Genomic DNA, 22,443 nt, shown 5'->3' on the forward strand with positions numbered 1-22,443 from the left:
GAGGGCCTCAGTGGGCCCCCTTCTCGGCCTCGACGTCCGTGGCCAGGGTGCCGAGGTAGAGCTGGATCACCTTCGGGTCGTTGGCCAGCTCGCGACCGGTGCCGGTGTGCGCGTCCTTGCCCTGGTCGAGGACGTAGCCACGATCGCAGATCTGGAGACAGCGTCGGGCGTTCTGCTCGACCATGACCACGCAGACGCCGGTCTTGTTGATGCGGCGGGTGCGCAGGAAGGTCTCGTCCTGCCGCACCGGCGAGAGCCCGGCCGAGGGCTCGTCGAGAAGGAGCACCGACGGCTCCATCATCAAGGCGCGGGCCATTGCCAGCGACTGGCGCTCACCTCCCGAGAGCGCACCGGCGCGCTGGTTGCGCCGTTCGTGCAGCACCGGGAAGAGGTCCCACATCGCGGCCAGACGCTCGGGCAGCTTCTTGGGCCGCATGAACAGCCCCATGCGGAGGTTCTCCTCGATGGACAGGGTCGGGAACACGTTGTTGTTCTGCGGGACGAACCCGACACCCATCTCCACGAGGCGGTTCGCCCGCAGGTTGGTGATCTCCTCGCCACGCATGATCACCGAACCGGAGTGCACCTTGACCAGGCCGAACATCGCCTTGAGCAGGGTGGACTTGCCGGCACCGTTGGGGCCGATGATCCCGATCATCTCGCCCGGGTACGCCGCGACGCTGCAACCATTGAGGATGTTGACGCCGGGAAGATAGCCCGCGACCACCTCGCGGGCCTCGATGACGGCTTCTGCCTGGTCGCTCATGCCTGGTCCTCCCGGCTGGTCTCTTCCTCGGCCACCTCGTCGGCCAGCTGCTCCTCCATGTCTGAGCCCTCCTCCAGGAGGGCGTCGTCACCGAGGTCGGTGTCGTGGTGCGCGCCCAGGTAGGCGTCGATCACCACGGGGTTGGCCATCACCTCACCGGCCTTGCCCTCGGCGATGAGCTTGCCCTCGGCCATCACCACCACCCAGTCGGAGATGTGTCGCACCATGTGCATGTCGTGCTCCACGAAGAGCACCGTCATGCCGTCATCACGGAGCGCCTGGATGTGACCGAGCAGCGACTGCGTCAGGGCCGGGTTGACCCCTGCCATCGGCTCGTCGAGCATGATCATCTTCGGGTCACTCATCAGTGCCCGGGCCATCTCGAGCAGCTTGCGCTGCCCCCCGGAGAGACTGCCGGCGTAGTCGTCCTGCTTGTCCAGGAGCTTGAACCGCTCCAGCAGGCCGAGCGCCTTGTCCCTGATCTCCTTCTCCTGGTTGCTCCACAGGGGCTTGAGCCAGGAGAGGAAGAGGTTCTCCCCGGTCTGCCCGCGCGCGCCCAGCATCATGTTGTCCATCACCGTCATGCGGTTCAGGGCCTTGGTCAGCTGGAAGGTCCTCACCATGCCGGCGCGCGCCACCCGCGAGGCAGAGGTCTTGTCGAGCGCGGAACCGTCGAAGGACCAGTGCGCCCCGGCAGTGGGCCGGTCGAAACCCGTGATCAGGTTGAAGAAGGTGGTCTTGCCGGCACCGTTGGGGCCGATCAGGGCGGTGATCACCCCCCGTTGCACCTCGAGGTGACCGACGTCGACGGCAGTCATGCCACCGAAGTGGCGCACCACGTTGTCGACCACCAGGATCGGGTCAGACTTCGTCGAGCCCGGCTCGGCCGCGCCCGCGGGGGGCGCCAGCTGAGTGGACTGGTCGTGATCAGACATTGAACTGCAACTCCCTCTTCTTCCCGAGGATGCCTTGCGGTCTGAAGATGACCAAGAGCATCAGTGCCACCCCGACGACGATCCAGGAGAACTGCTCGGTCTGCTGCGTGTTCATGATGCTGTCGGGCACCGTCGCATTGGCGAAGCCCTTGATGAAGATGCGGGTGGCGTAGAAGAGAACCGCACCGAGCACGGGCCCGAAGATGGTCGCGGCACCGCCGAGCAGGATCGCGGTCCAGCAGAAGAAGGTCAGCTGGCGCCCCATCGAGTCGGGCTGCACCGACGACGGAAGCACGTAGATCATCCCGGCCAGGGCACCGAACATGCCGCCGATGATCAGGGCCTGCATCTTGATCGCGAACACGTTCTTGCCGAGGCTGCGGATCGCGTCCTCGTCCTCCCGGATGCCCTTGAGCAGGCGCCCCCACGGGCTGCGGGCCAGCAACCACACGATCAGCACGCCCAGGAACACGACCCCCCAGGCCACGACGCGCACCCACCAGCCGTTGACGCCGGTGTTGAAGTAGTTCCACGGTCCGAAGCTGGTCTGGCCCGCCCCCAGGAAGGACAGGTCCTGGAACGGAACCCGGTAGTCACCGCCCGGGATGCCCTGGGCGGCACCGGTGACGTTCTCGAGCAATGGTTGTCGACCGATGAAACGGATGATCTCGGCGGCTGAGATCGTCACGATCGCCAGATAGTCCCCGCGCAGCTTCAGCGTGGGCAGGCCCAGGACCAGGGACAGTACGACGGACGCGGCGAGACCGATCAGGATCGCCACGGGGAGCGGCGCACCCTCGCGGACGCTGATCGCGAACCCGTAGGCGCCGACCAGCATGTAGCCGGCCTGACCCATGTTGAGCAGGCCGGTGAATCCGAAGTGGACGTTGAGTCCGATGACGGCGATGGCCACGGCGGCGGTCTGAGGTGCGATCGCCTCGCGAGCCATCGAGTTCAAGATGTTGATGACGGTGTCCATGGTGAAGTCCTCTCAGCCCACTCGCTCGGCTCGCCCGAGCAGGCCCTGGGGCCTGAACATGAGGACGAGGATCAGGATCAGCATTGCCGCGGCGTACTTGAAGTCGCCGGGCACATGGGCGACCGGGGCGAGTTCGATGACCAGCCCGATGATGATGGACCCGACCAGCGCACCGAACGCCGTACCGAGACCACCGAGGGTGACGGCCGCGAACAGCAACAGCAGGATCTGCATGCCGGAGTCCCACTTGATGTTGCCGGTGACGAGCGCGTAGAGGATGCCCGAGAGGCCGGCCAGGGCGGCCGATGCCGTCCAGACCAGACGAATCACCTTGTCGACGTCGATGCCCGATGAGGCGGCGAGTGCCGGGTTGTCGGCCACGGCCCGGGTGGCGCGCCCGATACGGGTGTAGAGCAGTGCGTAGCCGACCCCGCCCAGCACGACGATCGAGATGAGCATGGCCGCGACAGACTGGTAGGTCAGCTCGACGAACCCGATGTTGAAGGTCTCCGGGTTCTCCTTGACCACGCGGACGCTGCGGGCACCGACGAAGTACTGGAAGACGTACTGCAGGGCGAGGGAGAGCCCGATGGTCACGATCATCAGCTGGATCAGGCCCAGCCCACGTCTGCGGAGTGGTTGCCACATCACCCGGTCCTGGAGCCAGCCCGTGAAGCCGCAGATGATCACCACGATGAGGCCACCGAGCCACAGGTTGAGACCGCCGAGGTTGATCACCGCGTAGCCGAGGAGCCCGCCCATGGTCACCTGCTCGGCGTGAGCGAAGTTGGAGAGCCCGGTGGTGCCGTAGATCAGCGAGAGGCCGACCGAGGCCAGGGCCAGCAGGAGGCCGAGTCGCAGACCACTGATCGCGCTCTTGGTGAAGTATTCGATCCAGCTGGTCTCACCGCTGTAATTGGTGGTGCGCACCTCGATCACGACGGCCCGAGTGGTCTTGAACTTGGCCACGTTGGTCTTGCCGACCGTGTCCAGTGCCTCGAGGTCGTCACCGAGGCTCTCCTCGTCGAGGGTGACGGTGTAGGCACCGAGCTCGGTCACCTTCACGTTCCACTTGCCGGTCTCACTCGTGGTGACCGACTCCTCGAACCCTTTCGGGCCGGTGACGGTCAGCTCGGCGTCGGGGACGACGTCCTCCTCCGAGCGGATCGTGCCTGCCAGACACGCGGACTTGTCGTCCGGGAGGCACAGGGTGTCGGCGGCACTGGCCGGCGATGACGCCAGCCACAACGTCAGCGGTGCCACGAGCAACGTCAGCAAGAGCAAAGCGACTGCCCTGCTCGACGCCCTCAGGCGGCGCCACGGTCGGACCTTCACTCGCTTCCTCCGATCACGCACCTCGGTCGGTGCACACGGCAGTCTAGGGCGCGGAGGAGTGACGGAGGCCACACTGGCGGATCATCGCCGATCCGTTGTCAAACGGTGACCTTCTGGCAGTTCAGGGAGTGGCGCTCCCGGGACCGTGCTCGACGACGCCGTCGGAGACCTGCTTCATCGAGAGACGCAGGTCCATCGCCGTCTTCTGGATCCAGCGGAAGGCGTCGGGTTCGCTGAGGCCCAGCTCCTTCTGGAGCACGCCCTTGGCCCGCTCGACCGACTTGCGGGTCTCAAGACGCTCGGTGAGGTCGGCGACCTCGGACTCCAGGGCGGCCAGTTCGGTGAACCGGCTCACCGCCATCTCGATCGCCGGAACCAGGTCGTTGCGGGAGAACGGCTTGACCAGGTAGGCCATGGCCCCGGCATCCCGGGCCCGCTCGACGAGGTCGCGCTGGGAGAACGCGGTGAGCATCAGGCACGGCGCGATCCGCTTCTCGGCGATGCGCTCGGCCGCGGAGATGCCGTCCAGCCGCGGCATCTTGACGTCGAGGATGACCAGGTCGGGTTGGAGCTGCTCAGCCAGGGCGATGGCCTGCTCGCCGTCGGCGGCCTGTCCCACGACGTCGTACCCCTCCTCGGCAAGCATCTCGGCGAGGTCCATGCGGATCAGGGCCTCGTCCTCGGCGATGACGACGCGACGGGTGCTGGTGCTGGGCTGTTCACTCACGCCCTCCAGACTAGGGCCGCAGTCCGCGCCGCGGCGAAATCACCGGCGACCAGGGGTGCCCCGATCCAGCAGTCCACGCCCCGTCCGGTAGCCTGTGCTCGCCTTTGGCCCCGGTAGTCCAACGGCAGAGACGATGCACTCAAACTGCATACAGTGTGGGTTCGAATCCCACCCGGGGTACTTTCCTCCGGCCCTTGCGGGCCGACTCGTCGCAGCCGCGATGTCGGTGCTCTCGTCGACACTCGGAGCATGTACAACGACCGCGTGCGATCGGCAGCCCGTGATGCGTTGGCGGCCGGTTCGAGCGTGTCCGACGTTGCGCGCAGTCTCGGAGTGGCTCGCTCGACGATCCGTGAGTGGCGAGACCGGCCGAACTCGCCGAGCCGCCAGATCGACAAGCAGTGTCCCAGGTGCTCCCCCCACCGCTCGTGGTCTCTCTGTTCCTACGCCGCGCTGCTGGGTTTCTACTTGGGTGACGGCTGCCTGTCGACCCACGTGGGGAAGGTGGTCCTGCGGGTCTCGTGGGACGAGAGCCATCCCGGCATCGTCGATGACGTGTCAGAGCTCATCGCCACGCTGGCGCCACACCGCACGGTCTTTCATGTCCCGGCACCTGGAACCACCGTCGTGCAGGCCGGTTGGAAACACTGGCTGTGCCTCTTCCCCCAGCACGGGCCGGGCCGCAAGCACGAGCGCACGATCGCCCTCGAGCCGTGGCAGCAGGAGATCGTCGACGCCCACCCGGCCGACTTCCTGCGCGGCCTGTTCCACTCCGACGGATGTCGCACCAGGAACTGGGCCACGAAGGTCGTCGCCGGAGAGAAGAAGCGCTACGACTATCCCCGGTGGGAGTTCAGCAACCGCTCCGACGACATCCACGCACTCTGCGGTGCCGCCCTCGACAAACTGCAGATCCCGTGGCGACGCTCCGGCCGGTTCCATCTCTCCGTCTCACGTCGCGAAGCCGTCGCGGCCCTCGACGCGGCGATCGGCCCGAAGGCCTGAACGGATTCAGCCCCGGCGGTGGTAGGCCGGAGCGACCTCGTTGATCGCATCGCCGATGCGGTGGATGCGCAGCGCGTTCGTCGATCCCGGGATGCCGGGCGGCGAACCGGCGATGATCACCACCAGGTCGCCCTCTTCCACCCGGCCAATCGAGAGCAGAGCCTCGTCGACCTGGCGCACCATCTCGTCGGTGTGCTCGACCGCAGCGGTCTTGAACGTCTCCACCCCCCACGTCATCGACAGCTGCGAACGCACCTTGGCCTCGGGGGTGAACGCCAGGATCGGGATGTGCCCGCGGTAGCGCGCCAGACGACGCGCGGAGTCGCCGCTCTGGGTGAACGCGACGAGGTACTTCGCGCCGACCCGCTCCCCCACCTCGGCGGCGGCCTTCGCGATGACGCCACCGCGGGTCTTGGGGTTCCAGTCGATCGCGGTCATGTGCTTGAGGCCGTGGTCCTCGGCCGAACCGAGGATCCGCTCCATCGTCTGGACCGTCACGATGGGGTACTCCCCCACGCTTGTCTCACCCGACAGCATCACCGCATCGGTGCCATCCAGGACCGCGTTGGCGACGTCGGACGCCTCGGCACGCGTCGGTGCCGGCGCGGAGATCATCGACTCCAGCATCTGCGTCGCGACGATCACCGGCTTCGCATTGCGGCGAGCCTTGTCGATGACCCGCTTCTGGAGGAACGGCACGTCCTCGAGCGGACACTCGACGCCGAGGTCGCCGCGGGCCACCATCAACCCGTCGAAGGCCTTCACGATCTCGTCGAGGTTGTCGATCGCCTGCGGCTTCTCGATCTTGGCGATCACCGGAACGAGTACGCCGACCTCACGCATCACCGTTCGCACGTCTTCGACGTCGGCCGCATTGCGCACGAACGACAGCGCGATGAAGTCGACGCTCAGCGACAGCGCGAACTTGAGGTCCGCGATGTCCTTGGTCGACAGCGCCGGCACCGACACCGCGACACCGGGCAGGTTGATGCCCTTGTGGTCACTGACCTTGCCACCGACGACCACCTTGGTGGTGACCGTGTCCTCGACGACCGAGACGACCTCCAGTCGCACCTTGCCGTCGTCGATCAGGATCGGGTCCCCGGGCTTCACGTCACCGGGCAGGCCGGCGTACGTCGTGGAGGCGATCTCGTTGCCCCCGGGGATGTCGCGCGTGGTGATCGCCCAGCTCTGGCCCTTCTTGAGCTTGATCGGCCCGTTCTCGATCAGACCGAGACGGATCTTGGGGCCCTGGAGGTCGGCGAAGATGCCGACCCCGTGACCACTCTCGTCGGAGGCCCTGCGGACCAGGTCATAGCTGCGGCGGTGGTCGTCGTGCGTGCCGTGGCTCATGTTGAGCCGGGCCACGTCCATGCCGGCATCGACGAGTTGGCGGATTGACTCGGGGGACGACGTGGCTGGCCCAAGGGTGCACACGATCTTTGCTCTACGCACGGCCCCAACCTACCGGCCGGCGTTAACGCGGGAGCAACGCGCCATTCACAGCGGCTGATCAGGCAGCAAATGCATCGACCCGTCGTGAGTTCGTACGAACTCACGACGGGTCGATCCGAACTCACGACGGGTCGATCAGACACGACCCGCTCGTCCCTCGCTCCTGCGGCTCAGACGACGAGCGGACGAGCTGTCGGCGGGATCGGCGCCGGAAGCGTGGTCGATCCGGTGAGGAACTCGTCGACGCCGGCGGCCGCGGCACGGCCCTCGGCGATCGCCCACACGATCAGCGACTGCCCACGACCGGCGTCGCCGGCCACGAACACGCCCTCGACCGAGGAGGCGTACGTGTTGTTCCGGGCCACGTTGCCGCGCTCGTCGAGCTCGACGCCGAGCTGGTCGATGAGACCGTCCTGCTCGGGGCCGACGAAGCCCATCGCGAAGAGCACCAGCTCGGCCGGGATCTCGCGCTCGGTGCCCTCGATCTCGGTCAGCTTGCCCCCATCGAAGACCACGTCGACCAGGACCAGGGCCCGGACGTTGCCGTCCTCGTCGCCGAGGAACTCCTTGGTGGAGACCGCGTAGACCCGGTCGCCGCCCTCCTCGTGGGCCGAGGAGACCTTGAACGTCATCGGGTAGGTCGGCCACGGCTGGTTGGCGGGGCGTTCCTCGCCCGGCATCGGCATGATCTCGAGCTGCGTGATCGAAGCCGCACCGTGACGGGTCGACGTCCCGAGGCAGTCTGCGCCGGTGTCACCGCCACCGATGATCACGACGTTCTTGCCGTCGGCGCGGATCTGGTCCGGCACCTCCTCACCGAGCGAGGCTCGGTTCGACTGAGGCAGGAACTCCATGGCCTGGTGGATGCCACCGAGCTCGCGGCCGGGCACGGGCAGGTCGCGCGCCTTGGTGGAGCCCACCGCGATGACCACCGCGTCGTAGCGCTCACGCAGCTCGTCGGCCGTGATCTCGGTCCCGACGTCGACGCCGGCACGGAAGACCGTGCCCTCGCGGCGCATCTGGTCCAGGCGCCGGTCGAGGTGCTGCTTCTCCATCTTGAACTCGGGGATGCCGTAGCGCAGCAGGCCACCGATCTTGTCCGCCCGCTCGTAGACCGCGACGGTGTGACCGGCACGGGTCAGCTGCTGGGCGGCGGCCAGGCCGGCGGGGCCGGAGCCGATCACCGCGACCGTCTTGCCCGACAGCCACTCGGGCGGCTGGGGCCGGACGAAGCCGGAGTCCCACGCCTTGTCGATGATCGAGACCTCGACGTTCTTGATCGTCACGGGGTCCTGGTTGATGCCCAGCACGCACGCGGTCTCGCAGGGCGCCGGGCACAGGCGACCCGTGAACTCCGGGAAGTTGTTGGTCGCGTGCAACCGCTCGATCGCGCCCTCCCAGTCGTCCCGCCAGACCAGGTCGTTCCACTCGGGAATGATGTTCCCGAGCGGGCAGCCCTGGTGGCAGAACGGGATGCCGCAGTCCATGCATCGTCCGGCCTGCTTGGTGATGATCGGCAGCAGGGTGCGGCCGATGCCGTCGGGGTAGACCTCGTTCCAGTCCTTGACCCGTTCTTCCACGGGACGACGGGTTGCGACCTCGCGGCCGTCTTTCAGGAATCCCTTGGGGTCAGCCATTGCGGCCTCCTTCGATGCTGTGCCGGGGGTGCGGGTCAGCCATGAAGAACCTCCATGATGCGGGCCGCTGCCTGCTCCTCGTCGAGCCCCTCTTCGAGCGCTTCCGCGCGCGCTTCCAGGACTCGCTTGAAGTCGCTCGGCATGACCTCGGTGAATCGGGACAGTGCGTTGTCCCAGTCGGCGAGCAGCTCCTCGGCGACCGTGGACTCGGTCTCCTCGAAGTGCCTGGTGACCAGCTGCTTGAGCTCGTCGGCGGCCTTGCCCTCGACCGGGCTCAGCTCGACGAGTTCCGGGTTGACCCGGCCCTCGTCGATGTCGAGCACGAACGCGTAGCCGCCCGACATGCCGGCCGCGAAGTTGCGCCCGGTCTGGCCGAGGACGGCGACCTTGCCGCCGGTCATGTATTCGCAGCCGTGGTCGCCCACGCCCTCGACGACCAGTGAGGCGCCGGAGTTGCGCACCGCGAACCGTTCGCCGGCCTGGCCACGGAGGAAGATCTCCCCGGACGTGGCGCCGTACCCGATGGTGTTTCCGGCGATGATCTGCTGGGACGCGTCGAACGTGGATGCACGGTCCGGACGCACCACGAGCCGGCCGCCCGAGAGGCCCTTGCCGACGTAGTCGTTGGCGTCCCCCTCGAGTCGCAGCGTGACACCGTGCGGCACGAAGGCGCCGAACGACTGCCCGGCCGACCCCGTGAAGGTGATGTCGATCGTGCCGTCGGGCAGACCCTCGCCCTTGTAGCGCTTGGTCACCTCGTGGCCGAGCATCGTGCCCACGGTGCGGTTGACGTTGCGCACCTCGACCTGGGCACGCACCGGCTCGCCGCTCTCCAACGCGGGCGCTGCGATGCGGACCAGCTCGTTGTCGAGCGCCTTGTCGAGACCGTGGTCCTGACCGGTGGTGTTGCGTCGAGCCGCCCCCTCGGGCAGCGCCGGCAGGTGCAGCACGGGCGACAGGTCGAGACCGGCGGCCTTCCAGTGGGTCACGGCCTTCTCGGTGTCGAGGCTCTCGACGTGGCCGACGGCCTCGTCGAGGGTGCGGAACCCGAGCTCGGCGAGGATCTCACGGACCTCCTCGGCGATGTACTCGAAGAAGTTCACGACGTACTCGGCCTTGCCGGAGTAGCGCTCGCGCAGCACCGGGTTCTGCGTCGCGACTCCCACGGGGCAGGTGTCGAGGTGACAGACCCGCATCATGATGCAGCCGGAGACCACCAGCGGTGCGGTGGCGAAGCCGAACTCCTCGGCGCCCAGCAGGGCGGCGATGACCACGTCGCGACCGGTCTTCAGCTGGCCGTCGGTCTGCACGACGATGCGGTCGCGCAGGCCGTTGAGCAGCAGTGTCTGCTGGGTCTCGGCCAGGCCGAGCTCCCAGGGTCCACCGGCGTGCTTGAGGGAGGTCAGCGGGGACGCACCCGTACCGCCGTCGTGGCCGGAGATGAGTACGACGTCCGCGTGCGCCTTCGACACACCGGCAGCAACGGTGCCGACCCCCATCTCGGCGACCAGCTTCACGTGCACCCGAGCCGCCGGGTTGGCGTTCTTCAGGTCGTGGATCAGCTGGGCGAGGTCCTCGATGGAGTAGATGTCGTGGTGCGGCGGCGGGGAGATCAGACCCACGCCGGGCGTGCTGTGCCGGGTCTTGGCCACCCACGGGTAGACCTTGTGACCGGGCAGCTGGCCGCCCTCACCGGGCTTGGCACCCTGCGCCATCTTGATCTGGATGTCGTCGGAGTTCGTGAGGTACTCGCTCGTCACGCCGAAGCGTCCCGAGGCGACCTGCTTGATCGACGAACGACGCTCCGGGTCGTAGAGGCGCTCGGGGTCCTCGCCGCCCTCACCGGTGTTGGACTTGCCGCCCAGCCGGTTCATCGCGATGGCGAGCGTCTCGTGGGCCTCCATGCTGATGGAGCCGTAGGACATGGCACCGGTGGAGAACCGCTTGACGATCTCGGAGACCGGCTCGACCTCGTCGATCGAGATCGGCTCCCGCTCGCCCTCCTTGAACTTGAACAGGCCGCGCAGCGTCATCAGCCGCTCGGACTGCTCGTTGACCCGCGCGGTGTACTGCTTGAACACGTCGTAGCGGCCGGCGCGCGTGGCGTGCTGGAGGCGGAAGACGGTCTCGGGGTCGAACAGGTGCGGCTCGCCCTCACGACGCCACTGGTACTCGCCACCGATGTTCAGCTCACGGTGGGCCGGCGCGATGCCGCCCCGTGGGTACGCCGTGGCGTGCCGGCGGGCGACCTCCTCGGCGATCACGTCCAACTCGATGCCACCCAGCTTGGAGGTGGTGCCGGTGAAGTACTTGTCGACGACGCTCTGCGACAGGCCCACGCACTCGAAGATCTGGGCACCGGTGTAGGACGCGACGGTCGAGACACCCATCTTGCTCATCACCTTGAGCACGCCCTTGCCCAGCGACTTCACCAGGTTGCGGACGGCCTGCTCCGGCTCGATCTTGACGTAGTAGCCCTCTCGCGCGAGGTCCTCGACGGACTCCATCGCGAGATAGGGGTTGACTGCGGCCGCGCCGTACCCGACGAGCAGGGCCACGTGGTGCACCTCGCGCACGTCGCCTGCCTCGATCAGCAGGCCGACCTGGGTGCGGGTCTTCTCGCGGACCAGGTGGTGGTGGACCGCACCGGTGAGCAGCAGCGACGGGATCGGCGCCAGCTCGGCGGTGGAGTGCCGGTCGGAGAGCACGATGATGCGTGCGCCCCCGGCGATCGCGTCGGAGACCTCCTGGCAGATCTCGTCGATCCGCTTGGCCAACGCCGCGCCACCACCTTCGACCTCGTAGAGGCCGCGGGAGACGTGGGTGATGAACCCGGGCATGTCACCGTCACGGTTGATGTGACGGATCTTGGCCAGGTCGTCGTTGTCGATGACCGGGAACGGGAGCACGACCTGGCGGCACGAGGCCGGGGTCGGCTCGAGCAGGTTGGACTCCGGCCCGATGGTGCCGTTGAGCGAGGTCACCAGCTCTTCACGGATCGCGTCGAGCGGCGGGTTGGTCACCTGCGCGAACAGCTGCGCGAAGTAGTCGAACAGCAGTCGCGGCTTGTCCGAGAGCGCCGCGATCGGCGTGTCTGTGCCCATCGAGCCGATCGGCTCGGCGCCGGTGCTGGCCATCGGGGTGAGCAGCACCCGCAGCTCTTCCTCGCTGTAGCCGAAGATCTGCTGGCGACGCGTCACCGACGCGTGGGTGTGCACGATGTGCTCACGCTGCGGCACGTCGTTGAGGTGGATCAGGCCAGCGTGCAGCCACTCGTCGTACGGGTGCTCAGCGGCGAGCTCGGACTTGATCTCCTCGTCCTCGATGATGCGGTGCTCATCGGTGTCGACCAGGAACATCTTGCCCGGCTGCAGGCGGCCCTTGCGGACGATCGTGGCCGGGTCGAGGTCGAGCACGCCGACCTCGGAGGCCAGCACCACGAGGCCGTCGTCGGTGACCCAGTAGCGCGAGGGTCGCAGTCCGTTGCGGTCGAGAACCGCGCCGACCTGGCGACCGTCGGTGAACACGACACAGGCCGGCCCGTCCCACGGCTCCATCATCGCGGAGTGGAACTCGTAGAAGGAGCGACGCTTGTCGTCCATCTCGGTGTGGTTCTCCCACGCCTCGGGGATCATCATCAGCACCGAGTGCGGCAGCGAACGCCCACCCATGTGCAGGAGCTCGAGCACCTCGTCGAACGAGGCGGAGTCGGAGCCCCCCTGAGTCACGATCGGGTAGAGCCGCTCGAGGTCGCCCGGGATCAGGTCGGAGGAGAGCAGCGCCTCGCGGGCCCGCATCCAGTTGCGGTTGCCCATGACGGTGTTGATCTCACCGTTGTGCGCGATGAACCGGAACGGGTGCGACAACGGCCAGCTCGGGAACGTGTTGGTGGAGAAGCGCGAGTGCACCACGGCCACCGCCGAGGCCACCCGTTCATCGACGAGGTCGGGGAAGACCTGGTCGAGCTGGTCGGTGGTCAACATGCCCTTGTAGGCGATGGTGCGCGACGAGAGCGACGGGAAGTAGACGTCCGTCTCGCGCTCGGCGCGCTTGCGCAGGCAGAAGGCCAGACGCTCGAGGGCCATGCCTGCGATCCGGGCACCCTGACCGGCGACGAACAGCTGCGCGAAGGCGGGCATGCAGTCGCGGGCGGTCGTGCCGAGCGGGGCGTCGTTGGTCGGCACCTCACGCCAGCCGAGGACGGCGAGGCCCTCGTCGGCGGCGATCTGCTCGATCTGCTGGCGGGTCTTGGCGACGTGTTCGGCGTCGCCCGGCAGGAAGGCGGTGCCCACGGCGTACGAGCCGGCGCCCGGCAGGTCGAAGTCGAGGACCTCGCGGAAGAACGCGTCGGGCACCTGCATGAGGATGCCCGCGCCGTCACCCGAGTTGGGTTCGGCACCCGCGGCGCCGCGGTGCTCGAGGTTGCGGAGGGCAGTCAGCGCCTTCGAAACGATGTCATGGCTGGCCACGCCCGTCAGGGTTGCCACGAACGCAACGCCGCAAGCATCGTGCTCGCTGGTTCCGTCGTACAACCCCTGAGGCGGCGGGAATGCGTGCATGGGCATTCTCCCGTCGTCATCTGCGCCGACCCGGCGAAGCGGGAAGGCGAACTGGCAATGCAAGAAATGAATCAAGCAGGGGACGACACTGGCCCTCGCGGTGGGAAAGACTAACACTCTCCGGGGGCCCTGAACGAGCCGTAACCACGCGGCCACCCCCTTCGTGAGATGCGTCTCAGGGGTGCGCGGACCGCTCGGGAGCCACTCGCGAGCCGCTCAGCCGACGCCCTCGCCGACCGCGATTCCGACCAGATAGGTGATCGCGAAGGCGGCTGCCCCGAGCAGCGCCTGGCGGCCTCCGCCGTACCACCAGGGCCGGTTGGTGAGACGCGTGACCAGGGCTCCGCACACGAACAGGGCGATCAGGGTCAGGGCCATCGCCGGCCACAGGACCGTGGCGCCGAGCAGGTAGGGCAGCACCGGGACGAAGGCACCCAGCGAGAACGAGACGAAGGAGGAGACTGCGGCGACCCCGGGCCGGGCCAGCTCGTCGGGGTCGATCCCGAACTCCTCCATGGAGTGCACCGCCACAGCACTGTCGACGTCGCGGTGGACCTGGTCGGCGACCTGGGCGGCCAGCTCGGCGTCCAGCCCCCGCTCGGTGAGCATCTCGGCCAGTTCGGCCCGCTCGGCATCGGGGTTGGTGATGATCTCGTGGCGTTCCTTCTCCACCTCGAACTCGGCCGCCTCGGCCTGACTCGCCACGGAGGCGTACTCCCCCGCGGCCATCGAGAAGGCTCCCGCCGCGAGACCGGCCAGACCGGCCAGTACGACGGCCGAGGTGTCGGTCGCGTCCCGGGTGCCACCCGCGACACCGGCGATCAGGGCCGCGTTGGAGACCAGCCCGTCCATCGCGCCGAAGACCGCGGGCCGCAGCCAGCCGCCGTTGACGTCGCCGTGCTCATGGCCGATGTCACCGCTCTCATTGCCGAGGTCACCGGTCTCGTGCCCGAAGTCTGGTGTCGCGTCCGTGGTGCCCATGCCCAGAACCTAGTCAGTACGACGTGCGTTTGCACCGAAGGAGAGGCTCACCTGCCGGTGTCCTCGGACTTCTCGGTCGCGGGCTCGTCCGTCTCGGGCTCGTCCGTCTCGGGCTGGTCGGTCTCGGCGTCGGCGTCCTCATCGACGTCGTCGGCGCCCTCGGCTGAGTCGGCGGTCGCCTCGTCCTCGGGTCGCCGGAGCACGCTGTCCTCACGACCCGGGTGCCGGCGCGAGGACCAGACGAAGAACGCGAGTGCAGCCAGGAACAGCACGATGGAGGTCCACACGTTGAGCCGCAGGCCGAACACGTCGTCCATCTGGACGGTGTCGATGCGCATCGTCTCGATCCAGCCGCGGCCGGCGGTGTAGCCCATCACGTAGAGCGCCATCACCCGGCCGAAGCCGAGCTTGAACTTCGCGTCGGCCCAGATCAGCAGGCCGAAGACACCGAGGTTCCAGATGCACTCGTACAGGAAGGTGGGGTGATAGGTGGCGTCCTCGAGGTGCCCGGCCAGCCGGTGCTCGGGGTCGATCTCCAGCCCCCACGGCAGATCGGTCGGCTTGCCGTAGAGCTCCTGGTTGAACCAGTTGCCCCAGCGGCCGAATGCCTGCGCCACGATCACGCCGGGCGCCAGGGCGTCCATCACCGGGAGGATCTTGATCCCCATCACCCGGGCACCGATCACGGCGCCGACCGCGCCGAGCGCGATCGCGCCCCAGATGCCGAGCCCGCCACGCCACACGTAGAGCGCGGTGATCGGGTCCTTGCCCTCGCCGAAGTAGAGGTGGTAGTCGGTGATCACGTGGTAGAGCCGGGCGCCGACGAGACCGAACGGGATCGCCCACAGGGCGATGTCGGACATCTGACCGGGCTTCCCGCCACGGGCCACCCAGCGCCTCTCGCCGATCCAGATCGCCGCGATGACGCCGGCGATGATGCACAGCGCGTAGGCCCGGATCGGGAACGGGCCCAGCTCCCAGACGCCTTCCGAAGGGCTCGGGATGGTCTGCAGGATCATGAGTCTTCCTTCAACAGGGTCGTGAGGTCATCGGCCAGGTCGGCAGCCGAGGTGTCCTGGTTCCAGACCACCGGAACCTCGTCATTCGCGTCGATCGAGAACACGTGGGTGGTGTGGGTGACGTCGTAGCCGCCCGTGGGCAGCTTCGGCTCCCGCCCCATGAAGACACCGAACGACGTGGCGAGGTCGGCGATCGTGGAGAGCTTGCCGGTGAGGCCGACGAAGTCCTCGTCGAACCGGTCGAGGTAGGTGCGCAGCGCCTTCTCGTCGTCGCGAGCCGGGTCGGTGGTCACGAACACCACCTCCACCTCGTCCCGCAGGTCGTCATCGAGACGGGTCAGCGAGGACGCGATGTTCGACATCACCATCTGGCAGATGTCGGGGCAGTTCGTGTAGCCGAAGAAGACCAGAGTCAGCGGCTTGCCGGTCTGCTTCGCCAGTGAGTAGGCCAGGCCGTCGGTGTCGGTCAGCGCGGGCACGGGTGCGGCGTACTTGTCCTTCAGCGCCGTGCCGTGGAAGCCCTCCTCGCCCACCGGCTCACTGCCGCTCGCACAACCGGTCAGCACCAGGGCAGCCGTCACGGCCGCTGCGGCCAGGACACGCCGTTGCACGCGGCTACCCACGTCGTACGCCGTCTGCCAGGTCACGGGTCAGCGTGGCCAGAGCCGTGAGTCCGGCCTGCCTGTCGGGGCCGGCGTCGAGCAGGGTGCGCACGAAGGCCGACCCGACGATGACACCGTCGGCGTAGGAGGCCACCTCCGCGGCCTGGTCACCGGTCGAGACACCGAGGCCGACGCCGACGGGCAGGTCGGTCGTGCTCTTGGTGCGCGCGACCAGGGGGCCGGCCAGATCACTGGTCGTGGACCGGGCACCGGTGACGCCCATGACCGCGGTGGCGTAGACGAATCCTCGCGAAGCGGCGGTGGTCATCGCGATCCGCTCGTCGGTCGACGAGGGCGAGACCAGGAAGACCTTGTCGAGGTCATGGCGATCCGCGGCGGCGATCCACTCCTCACCGAAGTCGGGGGTGATGTCGGGCGTGATCAGACCAGCGCCGCCGGCAGAGGCCAGGTCGGCGGCGAACTTCTCGACCCCGTAGCGCTCCACCGGGTTCCAGTAGGTCATCACGAGGGTCGGCACACCGGTGGCGGCCACCGCCTCGACGGTGCGCAGCACGTCACGGGTGCGGACGCCACCCTCGAGTGCCTGCTGGGCTGCGGCCTGGATGGTCGGGCCGTCCATCACCGGGTCGCTGTAGGGCAGGCCGATCTCGATGACGTCGCAGCCGGACTCGACCATGACCTTCATCGCCTCGATCGAGCCGTCGACGTCCGGGAACCCGGCAGGCAGGTAGCCGACCAGGGCGGCGCGGCTCTCGGACCTGGCCAGCTCGAAAGCCCGCTTGGCACTCATTGGTGGTCTCCCTCGGTCTGGTCGTCGGTCTCACCCTCGGTGCCGCCCAGCCCGAACCAGTCGATGGCGGTGCCCATGTCCTTGTCGCCACGACCGGAGAGGTTGACCAGGATCGTGGCGTCGGGGCCCTTCTCGGCGGCCAGCTGCTCGGCGATCCTCAGCGCCCCGGCCAGGGCGTGGGCCGACTCGACGGCCGGGATGATGCCCTCGGTGCGGCTGAGCAGGGCCATCGCGTCCATCGCCTCGGCGTCGGTCACCGGCAGGTAGGTCGCCCGCCCGATCTCGGACAGGTGGGAGTGCTGGGGGCCGACGCCCGGGTAGTCGAGTCCGGCGGAGATCGAGTGGGACTCGATGGTCTGACCGTCCTCGTCCTGGAGCACGTAGGTGCGGGCACCGTGCAGCACGCCACTCTCTCCGGCCCCGATCGTGGCGGCGTGACGGCCGGTCTCGACACCGTCGCCGCCCGCCTCGAAGCCGTAGATCGCGACGTCCTCGTCCTCGAGGAACGCGGTGAACAGGCCGATCGCGTTCGATCCGCCACCGACGCACGCGGCGATTGCGTCCGGGAGAGCGCCGAACTGGTCGAGGCACTGTTGGCGTGCCTCGTCGCCGATGCCGCGGCAGAAGTCGCGCACCATGCTCGGGAACGGGTGCGGCCCGGCGGCGGTGCCGAAGAGGTACGCCGTGTGGTCGACGCTGGCCACCCAGTCACGCAGGGCCTCGTTGATCGCGTCCTTCAGCGTCGCCGAGCCGGAGTCGACCGGGATCACCTTCGCTCCGAGGAGCTGCATGCGCGCCACGTTGAGGGCCTGGCGCCGGGTGTCGACGGCTCCCATGTAGACGGTGCAGTCGAGGCCGAAGTAGGCCGCGGCGGTGGCGCTGGCCACGCCGTGCTGGCCGGCACCGGTCTCGGCGATCACCCGGGTCTTGCCCATCCGCTTGGTGAGCATGGCCTGGCCGAGCACGTTGCGGATCTTGTGCGCGCCGGTGTGGTTGAGGTCCTCGCGCTTGAGCAGGATCCGGGCCCCGACCTTCTTCGAGAGCCGCTCTGCTTCGTAGAGCAGGCTCGGCGTGCCGGCGTACTCGCGCAGGATCTTCTCGAAGGCGTCGGTGAACTCGGGGTCGGCCATGGCGTCCTGCCAGGCGACGGTCAGCTCGTCGAGCGCGGCGACCAGTGCCTCGGGCATGAACCGCCCGCCGAAGTTGCCGAAGAAGCCGCGCTCGTCGGCGCCGAACCTGAGTTCACTCATGAGTCTCTCCCGATCGCAGTCATCGCCCGCACGGCGCCTTCCGGGTCACCGTCCCTGACCAGGGCCTCACCCACGAGTACGACGCGGGCGCCTTCGGCCGCGAAGCGTTCGACGTCGGCGGTTCCGGTGATGCCGGACTCGGCCACCTTCACCCTGTCGTCGGGGATCAGTGCGGACAGGCGGCCGAACGTGTCGTTGTCGACCGCCAAGGTCTTGAGGTTGCGGGCGTTGACGCCGATCAGCTCGGCACCGAGGTCGACCGCCCGCCGGGTCTCCTCCTCGTCGTGCACCTCGACCAGCACGGTCAGGCCGAGGCCCCGTGCCTCGGCGTACAACCGCTCGAGCTCGGGCTGCGGCAGGGCCGCGACGATCAGCAGGGCCAGGTCGGCGCCGGCAGCACGGGCCTCGTGCAGCTGGTAGCTGGTGACGATGAAGTCCTTGCGCAGCAGCGGCGTGTCGACCGCGGCACGAACCGCGCGCAGGTCGTCGAGGCTGCCGTTGAATCGACGCCGCTCGGTGAGCACGCTGATCGCGGCCGCCCCCCCGCGGGTGTAGGCCGAGGCCAGCACCGTGGGGTCGGGGATGTCGGCGAGGTCGCCCTTGCTGGGGCTCTTGCGCTTGACCTCGGCGATCACGCTGATGCCCTCGGCACGCATGTGCGGCATCGGGTCGCGCGCCGGAACCACGGACTGGGCCGCTGAAACGATCTCGTCGAAGGGGATGCGCTCCTCGCGCTCGGCGAGGTCGATCCGGACCCCGGCGACGATGTCGTCGAGCACGGACATGCAACACACCTCCAGATGGGACTCGCTGCAGGGGCAGCAGAAGTCAGTTTGTCATCCTCGTGGTCAGCGACCCGAGGCACCTCTCACGGGGCGAGCCACGCCCCTGCGGGGAGATTGCGCAGCACGCCGAAGACCACGACCAGACCCAGGAGCAGCGCGACCACCGGCGTGGAGACGCCCTTCGGCTGGGTGCCGGCGATCGCACCCGTCCAGGCATCACGCACCCATCGCATCCAGAACACGATCGCCACCGGGATGCCCAGCACCACGATCAGGTTGCTCGACAGGGCGCCCACCACGTCGAAGTTCGTCAGGTCGTTGACGGCCCGCAGCCCACCGCACCCGGGGCACTGGAGCCCGGTGAGAAAGGTGAAGGGGCAGATGCCCCATGACCCGCTCGCGTGCGGATCCCTGACGTGCAGGGCCAGGGTGGCGGCACCGAGCCCGGCCGCCAGCAGGAGCGGTGGCCGCAGCCGCGTCGACCGTGACGCGCGGGTGTCAGTGAGCGTCGCCAAGGCCCATCTTCGTCATCACGACGAAGACCACCATCGCCACGGGGAGGAGCGCCATGCCGATCCAGAAGATGGGCATGCTGATCGGTGACAGCATCAGGCCGACACCGGCCACGACGAAGGCCACCAGGCCGATGATCACCGCGGTCCAGGCTGCGGGGGTGTTGCCGTGGTTGTCAGACATGCATGCTCCTTGTGCGCGGTGAAAACTGGGGACAGTCTATTCAGTCGATCAGAGGGTCGGGTCGTGGCCCTCGTCAATGGCCTTCCACAGCTCACCGTCGTTCGCGCGCTCGACGTCGACCGGCCCGGTGCGCGAGGAGCTCGGGGCGTCGTACTTGCTGCCCATGGTGGGCCAGCTCGGCACCCAGCGCAGAGCCAGGGCGGTCGCAACCACTGAGATCACGATCCCCGCGCCAGCGGCCCAGAACCAGCCGGTGAACCCGGCGTCGAGACTGGACGTCGACTGCGAGGTGCCGGAGTCGGCGAGCTTGTCGGCGAGATCGTCGGGGAGGGTGCGTACCGCCTGGACGTAGGTGAGCGCCAACCCCAGCGAGCTGATCAGGGCCAGGCCAGCCACGGCCCGTCGCACCCACCCCCGGGTGACCAGCAGCACCCCCCATGCGGCCAGGAGCACCAGGGCCAGCGCACCGGCAAGAGGCATGTCGAGGGCGAACTGGTCGCTGGTGGAGACCGGTGCGTCGATGTTCGCGGCTGCGTCGGGGACGGCGTACCACGCCTTGTTGCCGCCCACAGCCGCCAGGGCGGCGCCGACCAGGCCCAGCAGGAGGACCGGTCCGAACGTGGAGCGGGGTCGCTTGGGCGCGGCCGGCTCAGCTGGGGTGGGCTCGGTCTCTGCCGGGTCGATCGACTCGCCGCTCGCTGTCGGATCAGTCATCGGCCGGTCCCAGTCGGTCGGCGTCGAAGCAGGTGCGCTCCCCCGTGTGGCACGCGGCACCCACTTGGTCGACCTTCACCAGGAGCGTGTCCCCGTCACAGTCCAGCCGGACGTCCTTGACCCACTGGACGTGGCCGGAGGTGTCGCCCTTGACCCAGTACTCCTGACGGGAGCGGCTCCAGTACGTCGCGCGCCCGGTGGTCAGGGTTCGGGCCAGGGCCTCGTCGTCCATCCACCCGAGCATCAGCACCTCGCCGGTGTCGTACTGCTGGGCCACCGCAGGCACCAGTCCGTCGACGGTGCGCTTGAGTCGTGCGGCGATGGCCGGATCGAGGGTGCTCACAAGGAACCAGCCTACGGCCGTGTCGTCACGAGTGTGAGGACGGGAGCCCTGGTCACGTGCCCTGTTGGGCCACCCACGAGGCGTGCAGGCCGGCGTAGACGCCGCCGGGCTGTTCGAGGAGGGCTGCGTGGGGCCCCCGCTGCACGATGCGACCCCGGTCGACGACCACGACCTCGTCGGCGTTCTCGGCGGTGCTCATGCGGTGCGCGATGGTGACCGACGTGCGGCCCTGCATCAGGCGCTCGAGTGCCCGCCCGATGCGCATCTCCAGCTGCGGGTCGACGGCACTGGTGGCCTCGTCGAGCACCAGCAGGTCGGGGTCGACCAGGTGCGCGCGCAGCAGCGCCACCAACTGCCGCTCCCCCGCCGACAGCGACTCGCCGCGCTGGCCCACTCGGGTGTCGAGGCCGCGCGGCAGCCCGTCGATCCAGTCGGCCAGACCGAGCTCGGCGGCCGAGCCGAGGATCTCGTCGTCACTGGCGCCCAGCCGTCCGTAGAGGGCGTTGGCACGCAGCGTGTCGTCGAAGAGGAAGCCCTCCTGGGGCACCAACACGACGGAGCGGCGCAATGACTCCTGGCGGATGTCGCGTACGTCGACCCCGTCCAACCGGATCTCCCCGTCGACCGGGTCCATCAGGCGCGTGAGGAGCTTGGCGAACGTGGACTTGCCGGAGCCGGTCTCTCCGACGATGGCGACGCGGGTGCCGGCGTCGATGTGCATCGAGACGTCGTGGAGGACCTTCGGGCCGCTCGGGTAGGCGAAGCCGACGTCGACGAACGACACGTCGATCGGTCCGCGGGGCAGGACCTGACCCGACTCGCCGGGGTCGACCAGGTCGGCCGGGGTGTCGAGGATGCCGATCACCCGGCGCCAGCCGGCGATCGCGTTCTGGGCGTCGGTCAGGATCTGGGTGCCCATCTGGACCGGTGAGACGAACAGCGTGACCAGGAACGCGAAGGCGACCACCTTGCCGGCGGTCATGTCACCGGCGAAGCCGAGCCAGATGCCGACGATGATCACGCCGGCGTTGGCCAACCCGCCGGAGAGTCCGCCGAGGGAGAACGAGATCGCGGTGAAACCCTGGGCCTTCGTCGCGGCCTCCTGGTTGGCCCGGATCGCGGTGTCGATGCGCTGCTGGGTGCGGTGCTCGACGGCGTACGCCTTGACGACCGAGGCGCCCACGACCGGCTCGGAGACCGCGGAGAGCATGACGCCGACCTGCTGGCGAACCACGCCGTAGGCCGCGGAGAGCCGCTGCTGGAAGTACTTCAAGGACAGCATGAGCGGCAGGAAGCAGACCCACACGACGATGGCGAGCTGCCAGGAGTAGACGACCATGATCACCGTGGCCACGAGGATCTGGCCGATGCTCACGATCATCATCACGCCGCCGAAGACCAGGAACTGGCTGACCTGGTCGACGTCGCTGGTGACCCGGGCGACCAGGGCACCGCGACGCTCGGTGTTCTGGGTGAGCAGCGGCAGGTCGTGGACGTGGCGGAACGCCTTGATGCGCAGTGTGGCCAGGCCGCTCTCGGCGGCACGGAAGAGCCGCGCAGTCATGAGGTACGACGCCCCGCTGGTGACGACGATCGCGAGGGCGGCGATCACGCCCATGCGCATCATGAACCCGGTGTCGGGACCGTTCGGGCCGTTGAGGCCACGGTCGAGGGTCTGTTGCACGACGATCGGGATGACCACCTGACCGGCGGTCGAGAGCACCGCCAGCAGAAGGGTGAGGCCCAGCCCCTTGCCCAGCTCGGGAGAGAGCTGCAGGCCGCGGCGGATCGTGGCGATCGCCTTGATCTGCTCGCCGCTGTCGACGCTGCTCGTGGTGACCGTG

The 22,443-nt window shown here is 68.3% G+C and carries 20 protein-coding genes and 1 tRNA gene; 2 read left to right on the plus strand and 19 right to left on the minus strand.

What is annotated here, in order from left to right; all coding sequences use genetic code 11:
• Positions 1 to 7: 7 nt before the first annotated feature.
• The 5 genes from NJ4_RS19830 to NJ4_RS19850 form a co-directional block, all read right to left on the minus strand.
• Positions 8 to 766, minus strand: a complete 759-nt coding sequence (locus tag NJ4_RS19830; protein WP_067439306.1) for an ABC transporter ATP-binding protein — start codon at positions 764 to 766, stop codon at positions 8 to 10.
• Positions 763 to 1,701 (minus strand): ABC transporter ATP-binding protein, encoded by a 939-nt coding sequence (locus tag NJ4_RS19835; protein WP_067439309.1) that lies wholly within the window; start codon positions 1,699 to 1,701, stop codon positions 763 to 765. Before NJ4_RS19835 ends, NJ4_RS19830 begins: the two co-directional genes overlap by 4 nt.
• Positions 1,694 to 2,680, minus strand: a complete 987-nt coding sequence (locus NJ4_RS19840; RefSeq protein WP_067439312.1) for a branched-chain amino acid ABC transporter permease — start codon at positions 2,678 to 2,680, stop codon at positions 1,694 to 1,696. The genes NJ4_RS19835 and NJ4_RS19840 overlap by 8 nt, the downstream gene beginning before the upstream one ends.
• A gap of 12 nt (positions 2,681 to 2,692) precedes the next feature.
• On the minus strand, positions 2,693 to 3,943 hold the full coding sequence (locus tag NJ4_RS19845; RefSeq protein WP_217996926.1) for a branched-chain amino acid ABC transporter permease: 1,251 nt from the start codon (positions 3,941 to 3,943) through the stop codon (positions 2,693 to 2,695).
• 193 nt (positions 3,944 to 4,136) lie between these two features.
• On the minus strand, positions 4,137 to 4,742 hold the full coding sequence (locus tag NJ4_RS19850) for an ANTAR domain-containing response regulator (RefSeq protein WP_082748939.1): 606 nt from the start codon (positions 4,740 to 4,742) through the stop codon (positions 4,137 to 4,139).
• Between the two features lie 107 nt (positions 4,743 to 4,849).
• Between NJ4_RS19850 and NJ4_RS19855 the strand changes: the two genes are divergently transcribed.
• A tRNA-Leu gene (locus tag NJ4_RS19855) sits at positions 4,850 to 4,922 on the plus strand.
• A gap of 69 nt (positions 4,923 to 4,991) precedes the next feature.
• Positions 4,992 to 5,747, plus strand: coding sequence for a transposase (locus tag NJ4_RS19860; RefSeq protein ID WP_067439321.1), 756 nt, complete (start codon positions 4,992 to 4,994; stop codon positions 5,745 to 5,747).
• 6 nt (positions 5,748 to 5,753) lie between these two features.
• Here NJ4_RS19860 and pyk read toward each other — a convergent pair whose 3' ends face one another.
• The 14 genes from pyk to NJ4_RS19930 form a co-directional block, all read right to left on the minus strand.
• A complete protein-coding gene (pyk, locus tag NJ4_RS19865) occupies positions 5,754 to 7,202 on the minus strand; it encodes a pyruvate kinase (protein WP_067439324.1) in 1,449 nt (482 codons plus the stop codon).
• A 170-nt stretch (positions 7,203 to 7,372) separates the two neighbouring features.
• Complete coding sequence (locus tag NJ4_RS19870) at positions 7,373 to 8,839, minus strand: glutamate synthase subunit beta (RefSeq protein WP_067439327.1); 1,467 nt, start codon at positions 8,837 to 8,839, stop codon at positions 7,373 to 7,375.
• A gap of 35 nt (positions 8,840 to 8,874) precedes the next feature.
• Positions 8,875 to 13,404, minus strand: coding sequence for a glutamate synthase large subunit (gene gltB / locus NJ4_RS19875; protein ID WP_067439330.1), 4,530 nt, complete (start codon positions 13,402 to 13,404; stop codon positions 8,875 to 8,877).
• 210 nt (positions 13,405 to 13,614) lie between these two features.
• Positions 13,615 to 14,379, minus strand: a complete 765-nt coding sequence (locus NJ4_RS19880) for a VIT1/CCC1 transporter family protein (protein ID WP_082748940.1) — start codon at positions 14,377 to 14,379, stop codon at positions 13,615 to 13,617.
• 47 nt (positions 14,380 to 14,426) lie between these two features.
• Complete coding sequence (lgt, locus tag NJ4_RS19885; protein WP_067439333.1) at positions 14,427 to 15,398, minus strand: prolipoprotein diacylglyceryl transferase; 972 nt, start codon at positions 15,396 to 15,398, stop codon at positions 14,427 to 14,429.
• The gene (locus NJ4_RS19890; protein WP_245644641.1) at positions 15,395 to 16,009 is read right to left on the minus strand and encodes an SCO family protein; all 615 of its coding nucleotides are present in this window, start codon (positions 16,007 to 16,009) and stop codon (positions 15,395 to 15,397) included. Before NJ4_RS19890 ends, lgt begins: the two co-directional genes overlap by 4 nt.
• Positions 16,010 to 16,013: 4 nt before the next feature.
• The gene (trpA, locus tag NJ4_RS19895; RefSeq protein WP_067439336.1) at positions 16,014 to 16,811 is read right to left on the minus strand and encodes a tryptophan synthase subunit alpha; all 798 of its coding nucleotides are present in this window, start codon (positions 16,809 to 16,811) and stop codon (positions 16,014 to 16,016) included.
• The gene (trpB, locus tag NJ4_RS19900; RefSeq protein WP_067439339.1) at positions 16,808 to 18,061 is read right to left on the minus strand and encodes a tryptophan synthase subunit beta; all 1,254 of its coding nucleotides are present in this window, start codon (positions 18,059 to 18,061) and stop codon (positions 16,808 to 16,810) included. The genes trpA and trpB overlap by 4 nt, the downstream gene beginning before the upstream one ends.
• Positions 18,058 to 18,846 carry an indole-3-glycerol phosphate synthase TrpC gene (trpC, locus tag NJ4_RS19905; RefSeq protein ID WP_067439343.1) on the minus strand — a complete coding sequence of 263 codons (789 nt, stop codon included), beginning with the start codon at positions 18,844 to 18,846 and terminating at the stop codon, positions 18,058 to 18,060. Before trpC ends, trpB begins: the two co-directional genes overlap by 4 nt.
• Before the next feature lie 83 nt (positions 18,847 to 18,929).
• Positions 18,930 to 19,361, minus strand: coding sequence for a DUF2752 domain-containing protein (locus NJ4_RS19910; RefSeq protein ID WP_067439347.1), 432 nt, complete (start codon positions 19,359 to 19,361; stop codon positions 18,930 to 18,932).
• A complete protein-coding gene (locus NJ4_RS19915; protein ID WP_067439351.1) occupies positions 19,345 to 19,542 on the minus strand; it encodes an HGxxPAAW family protein in 198 nt (65 codons plus the stop codon). The genes NJ4_RS19910 and NJ4_RS19915 overlap by 17 nt, the downstream gene beginning before the upstream one ends.
• Positions 19,543 to 19,590: 48 nt before the next feature.
• The gene (locus NJ4_RS19920) at positions 19,591 to 20,256 is read right to left on the minus strand and encodes a Trp biosynthesis-associated membrane protein (protein ID WP_067439354.1); all 666 of its coding nucleotides are present in this window, start codon (positions 20,254 to 20,256) and stop codon (positions 19,591 to 19,593) included.
• Positions 20,249 to 20,599, minus strand: coding sequence for a phosphoribosyl-AMP cyclohydrolase (gene hisI / locus NJ4_RS19925; RefSeq protein ID WP_067439357.1), 351 nt, complete (start codon positions 20,597 to 20,599; stop codon positions 20,249 to 20,251). The genes NJ4_RS19920 and hisI overlap by 8 nt, the downstream gene beginning before the upstream one ends.
• A 52-nt stretch (positions 20,600 to 20,651) precedes the next feature.
• Positions 20,652 to 22,443: ABC transporter ATP-binding protein (locus tag NJ4_RS19930; protein WP_067439360.1), on the minus strand; the 1,792-nt coding region annotated here is incomplete at its 5' end.

It is taken from the genome of Nocardioides jensenii JCM 1364 = NBRC 14755, from assembly GCF_001552535.1.
In the GTDB taxonomy this organism is placed as follows: domain Bacteria; phylum Actinomycetota; class Actinomycetes; order Propionibacteriales; family Nocardioidaceae; genus Nocardioides; species Nocardioides jensenii.

What these genes read in the sequence shown, in the direction of transcription:
- NJ4_RS19870 (WP_067439327.1), bottom strand. Translation starts at nt 8,839, where the DNA reads ATGGCTGACCCCAAGGGATTCCTGAAAGACGGCCGCGAGGTCGCAACC.
- NJ4_RS19860 (WP_067439321.1), top strand. Translation starts at nt 4,992, where the DNA reads ATGTACAACGACCGCGTGCGATCGGCAGCCCGTGATGCGTTGGCGGCC.
- NJ4_RS19915 (WP_067439351.1), bottom strand. Translation starts at nt 19,542, where the DNA reads ATGTCTGACAACCACGGCAACACCCCCGCAGCCTGGACCGCGGTGATC.
- trpA (WP_067439336.1), bottom strand. Translation starts at nt 16,811, where the DNA reads ATGAGTGCCAAGCGGGCTTTCGAGCTGGCCAGGTCCGAGAGCCGCGCC.
- NJ4_RS19830 (WP_067439306.1), bottom strand. Translation starts at nt 766, where the DNA reads ATGAGCGACCAGGCAGAAGCCGTCATCGAGGCCCGCGAGGTGGTCGCG.
- lgt (WP_067439333.1), bottom strand. Translation starts at nt 15,398, where the DNA reads ATGATCCTGCAGACCATCCCGAGCCCTTCGGAAGGCGTCTGGGAGCTG.
- gltB (WP_067439330.1), bottom strand. Translation starts at nt 13,404, where the DNA reads ATGCCCATGCACGCATTCCCGCCGCCTCAGGGGTTGTACGACGGAACC.
- NJ4_RS19880 (WP_082748940.1), bottom strand. Translation starts at nt 14,379, where the DNA reads ATGGGCACCACGGACGCGACACCAGACTTCGGGCACGAGACCGGTGAC.
- NJ4_RS19920 (WP_067439354.1), bottom strand. Translation starts at nt 20,256, where the DNA reads ATGACTGATCCGACAGCGAGCGGCGAGTCGATCGACCCGGCAGAGACC.
- NJ4_RS19835 (WP_067439309.1), bottom strand. Translation starts at nt 1,701, where the DNA reads ATGTCTGATCACGACCAGTCCACTCAGCTGGCGCCCCCCGCGGGCGCG.
- trpB (WP_067439339.1), bottom strand. Translation starts at nt 18,061, where the DNA reads ATGAGTGAACTCAGGTTCGGCGCCGACGAGCGCGGCTTCTTCGGCAAC.
- trpC (WP_067439343.1), bottom strand. Translation starts at nt 18,846, where the DNA reads ATGTCCGTGCTCGACGACATCGTCGCCGGGGTCCGGATCGACCTCGCC.
- NJ4_RS19840 (WP_067439312.1), bottom strand. Translation starts at nt 2,680, where the DNA reads ATGGACACCGTCATCAACATCTTGAACTCGATGGCTCGCGAGGCGATC.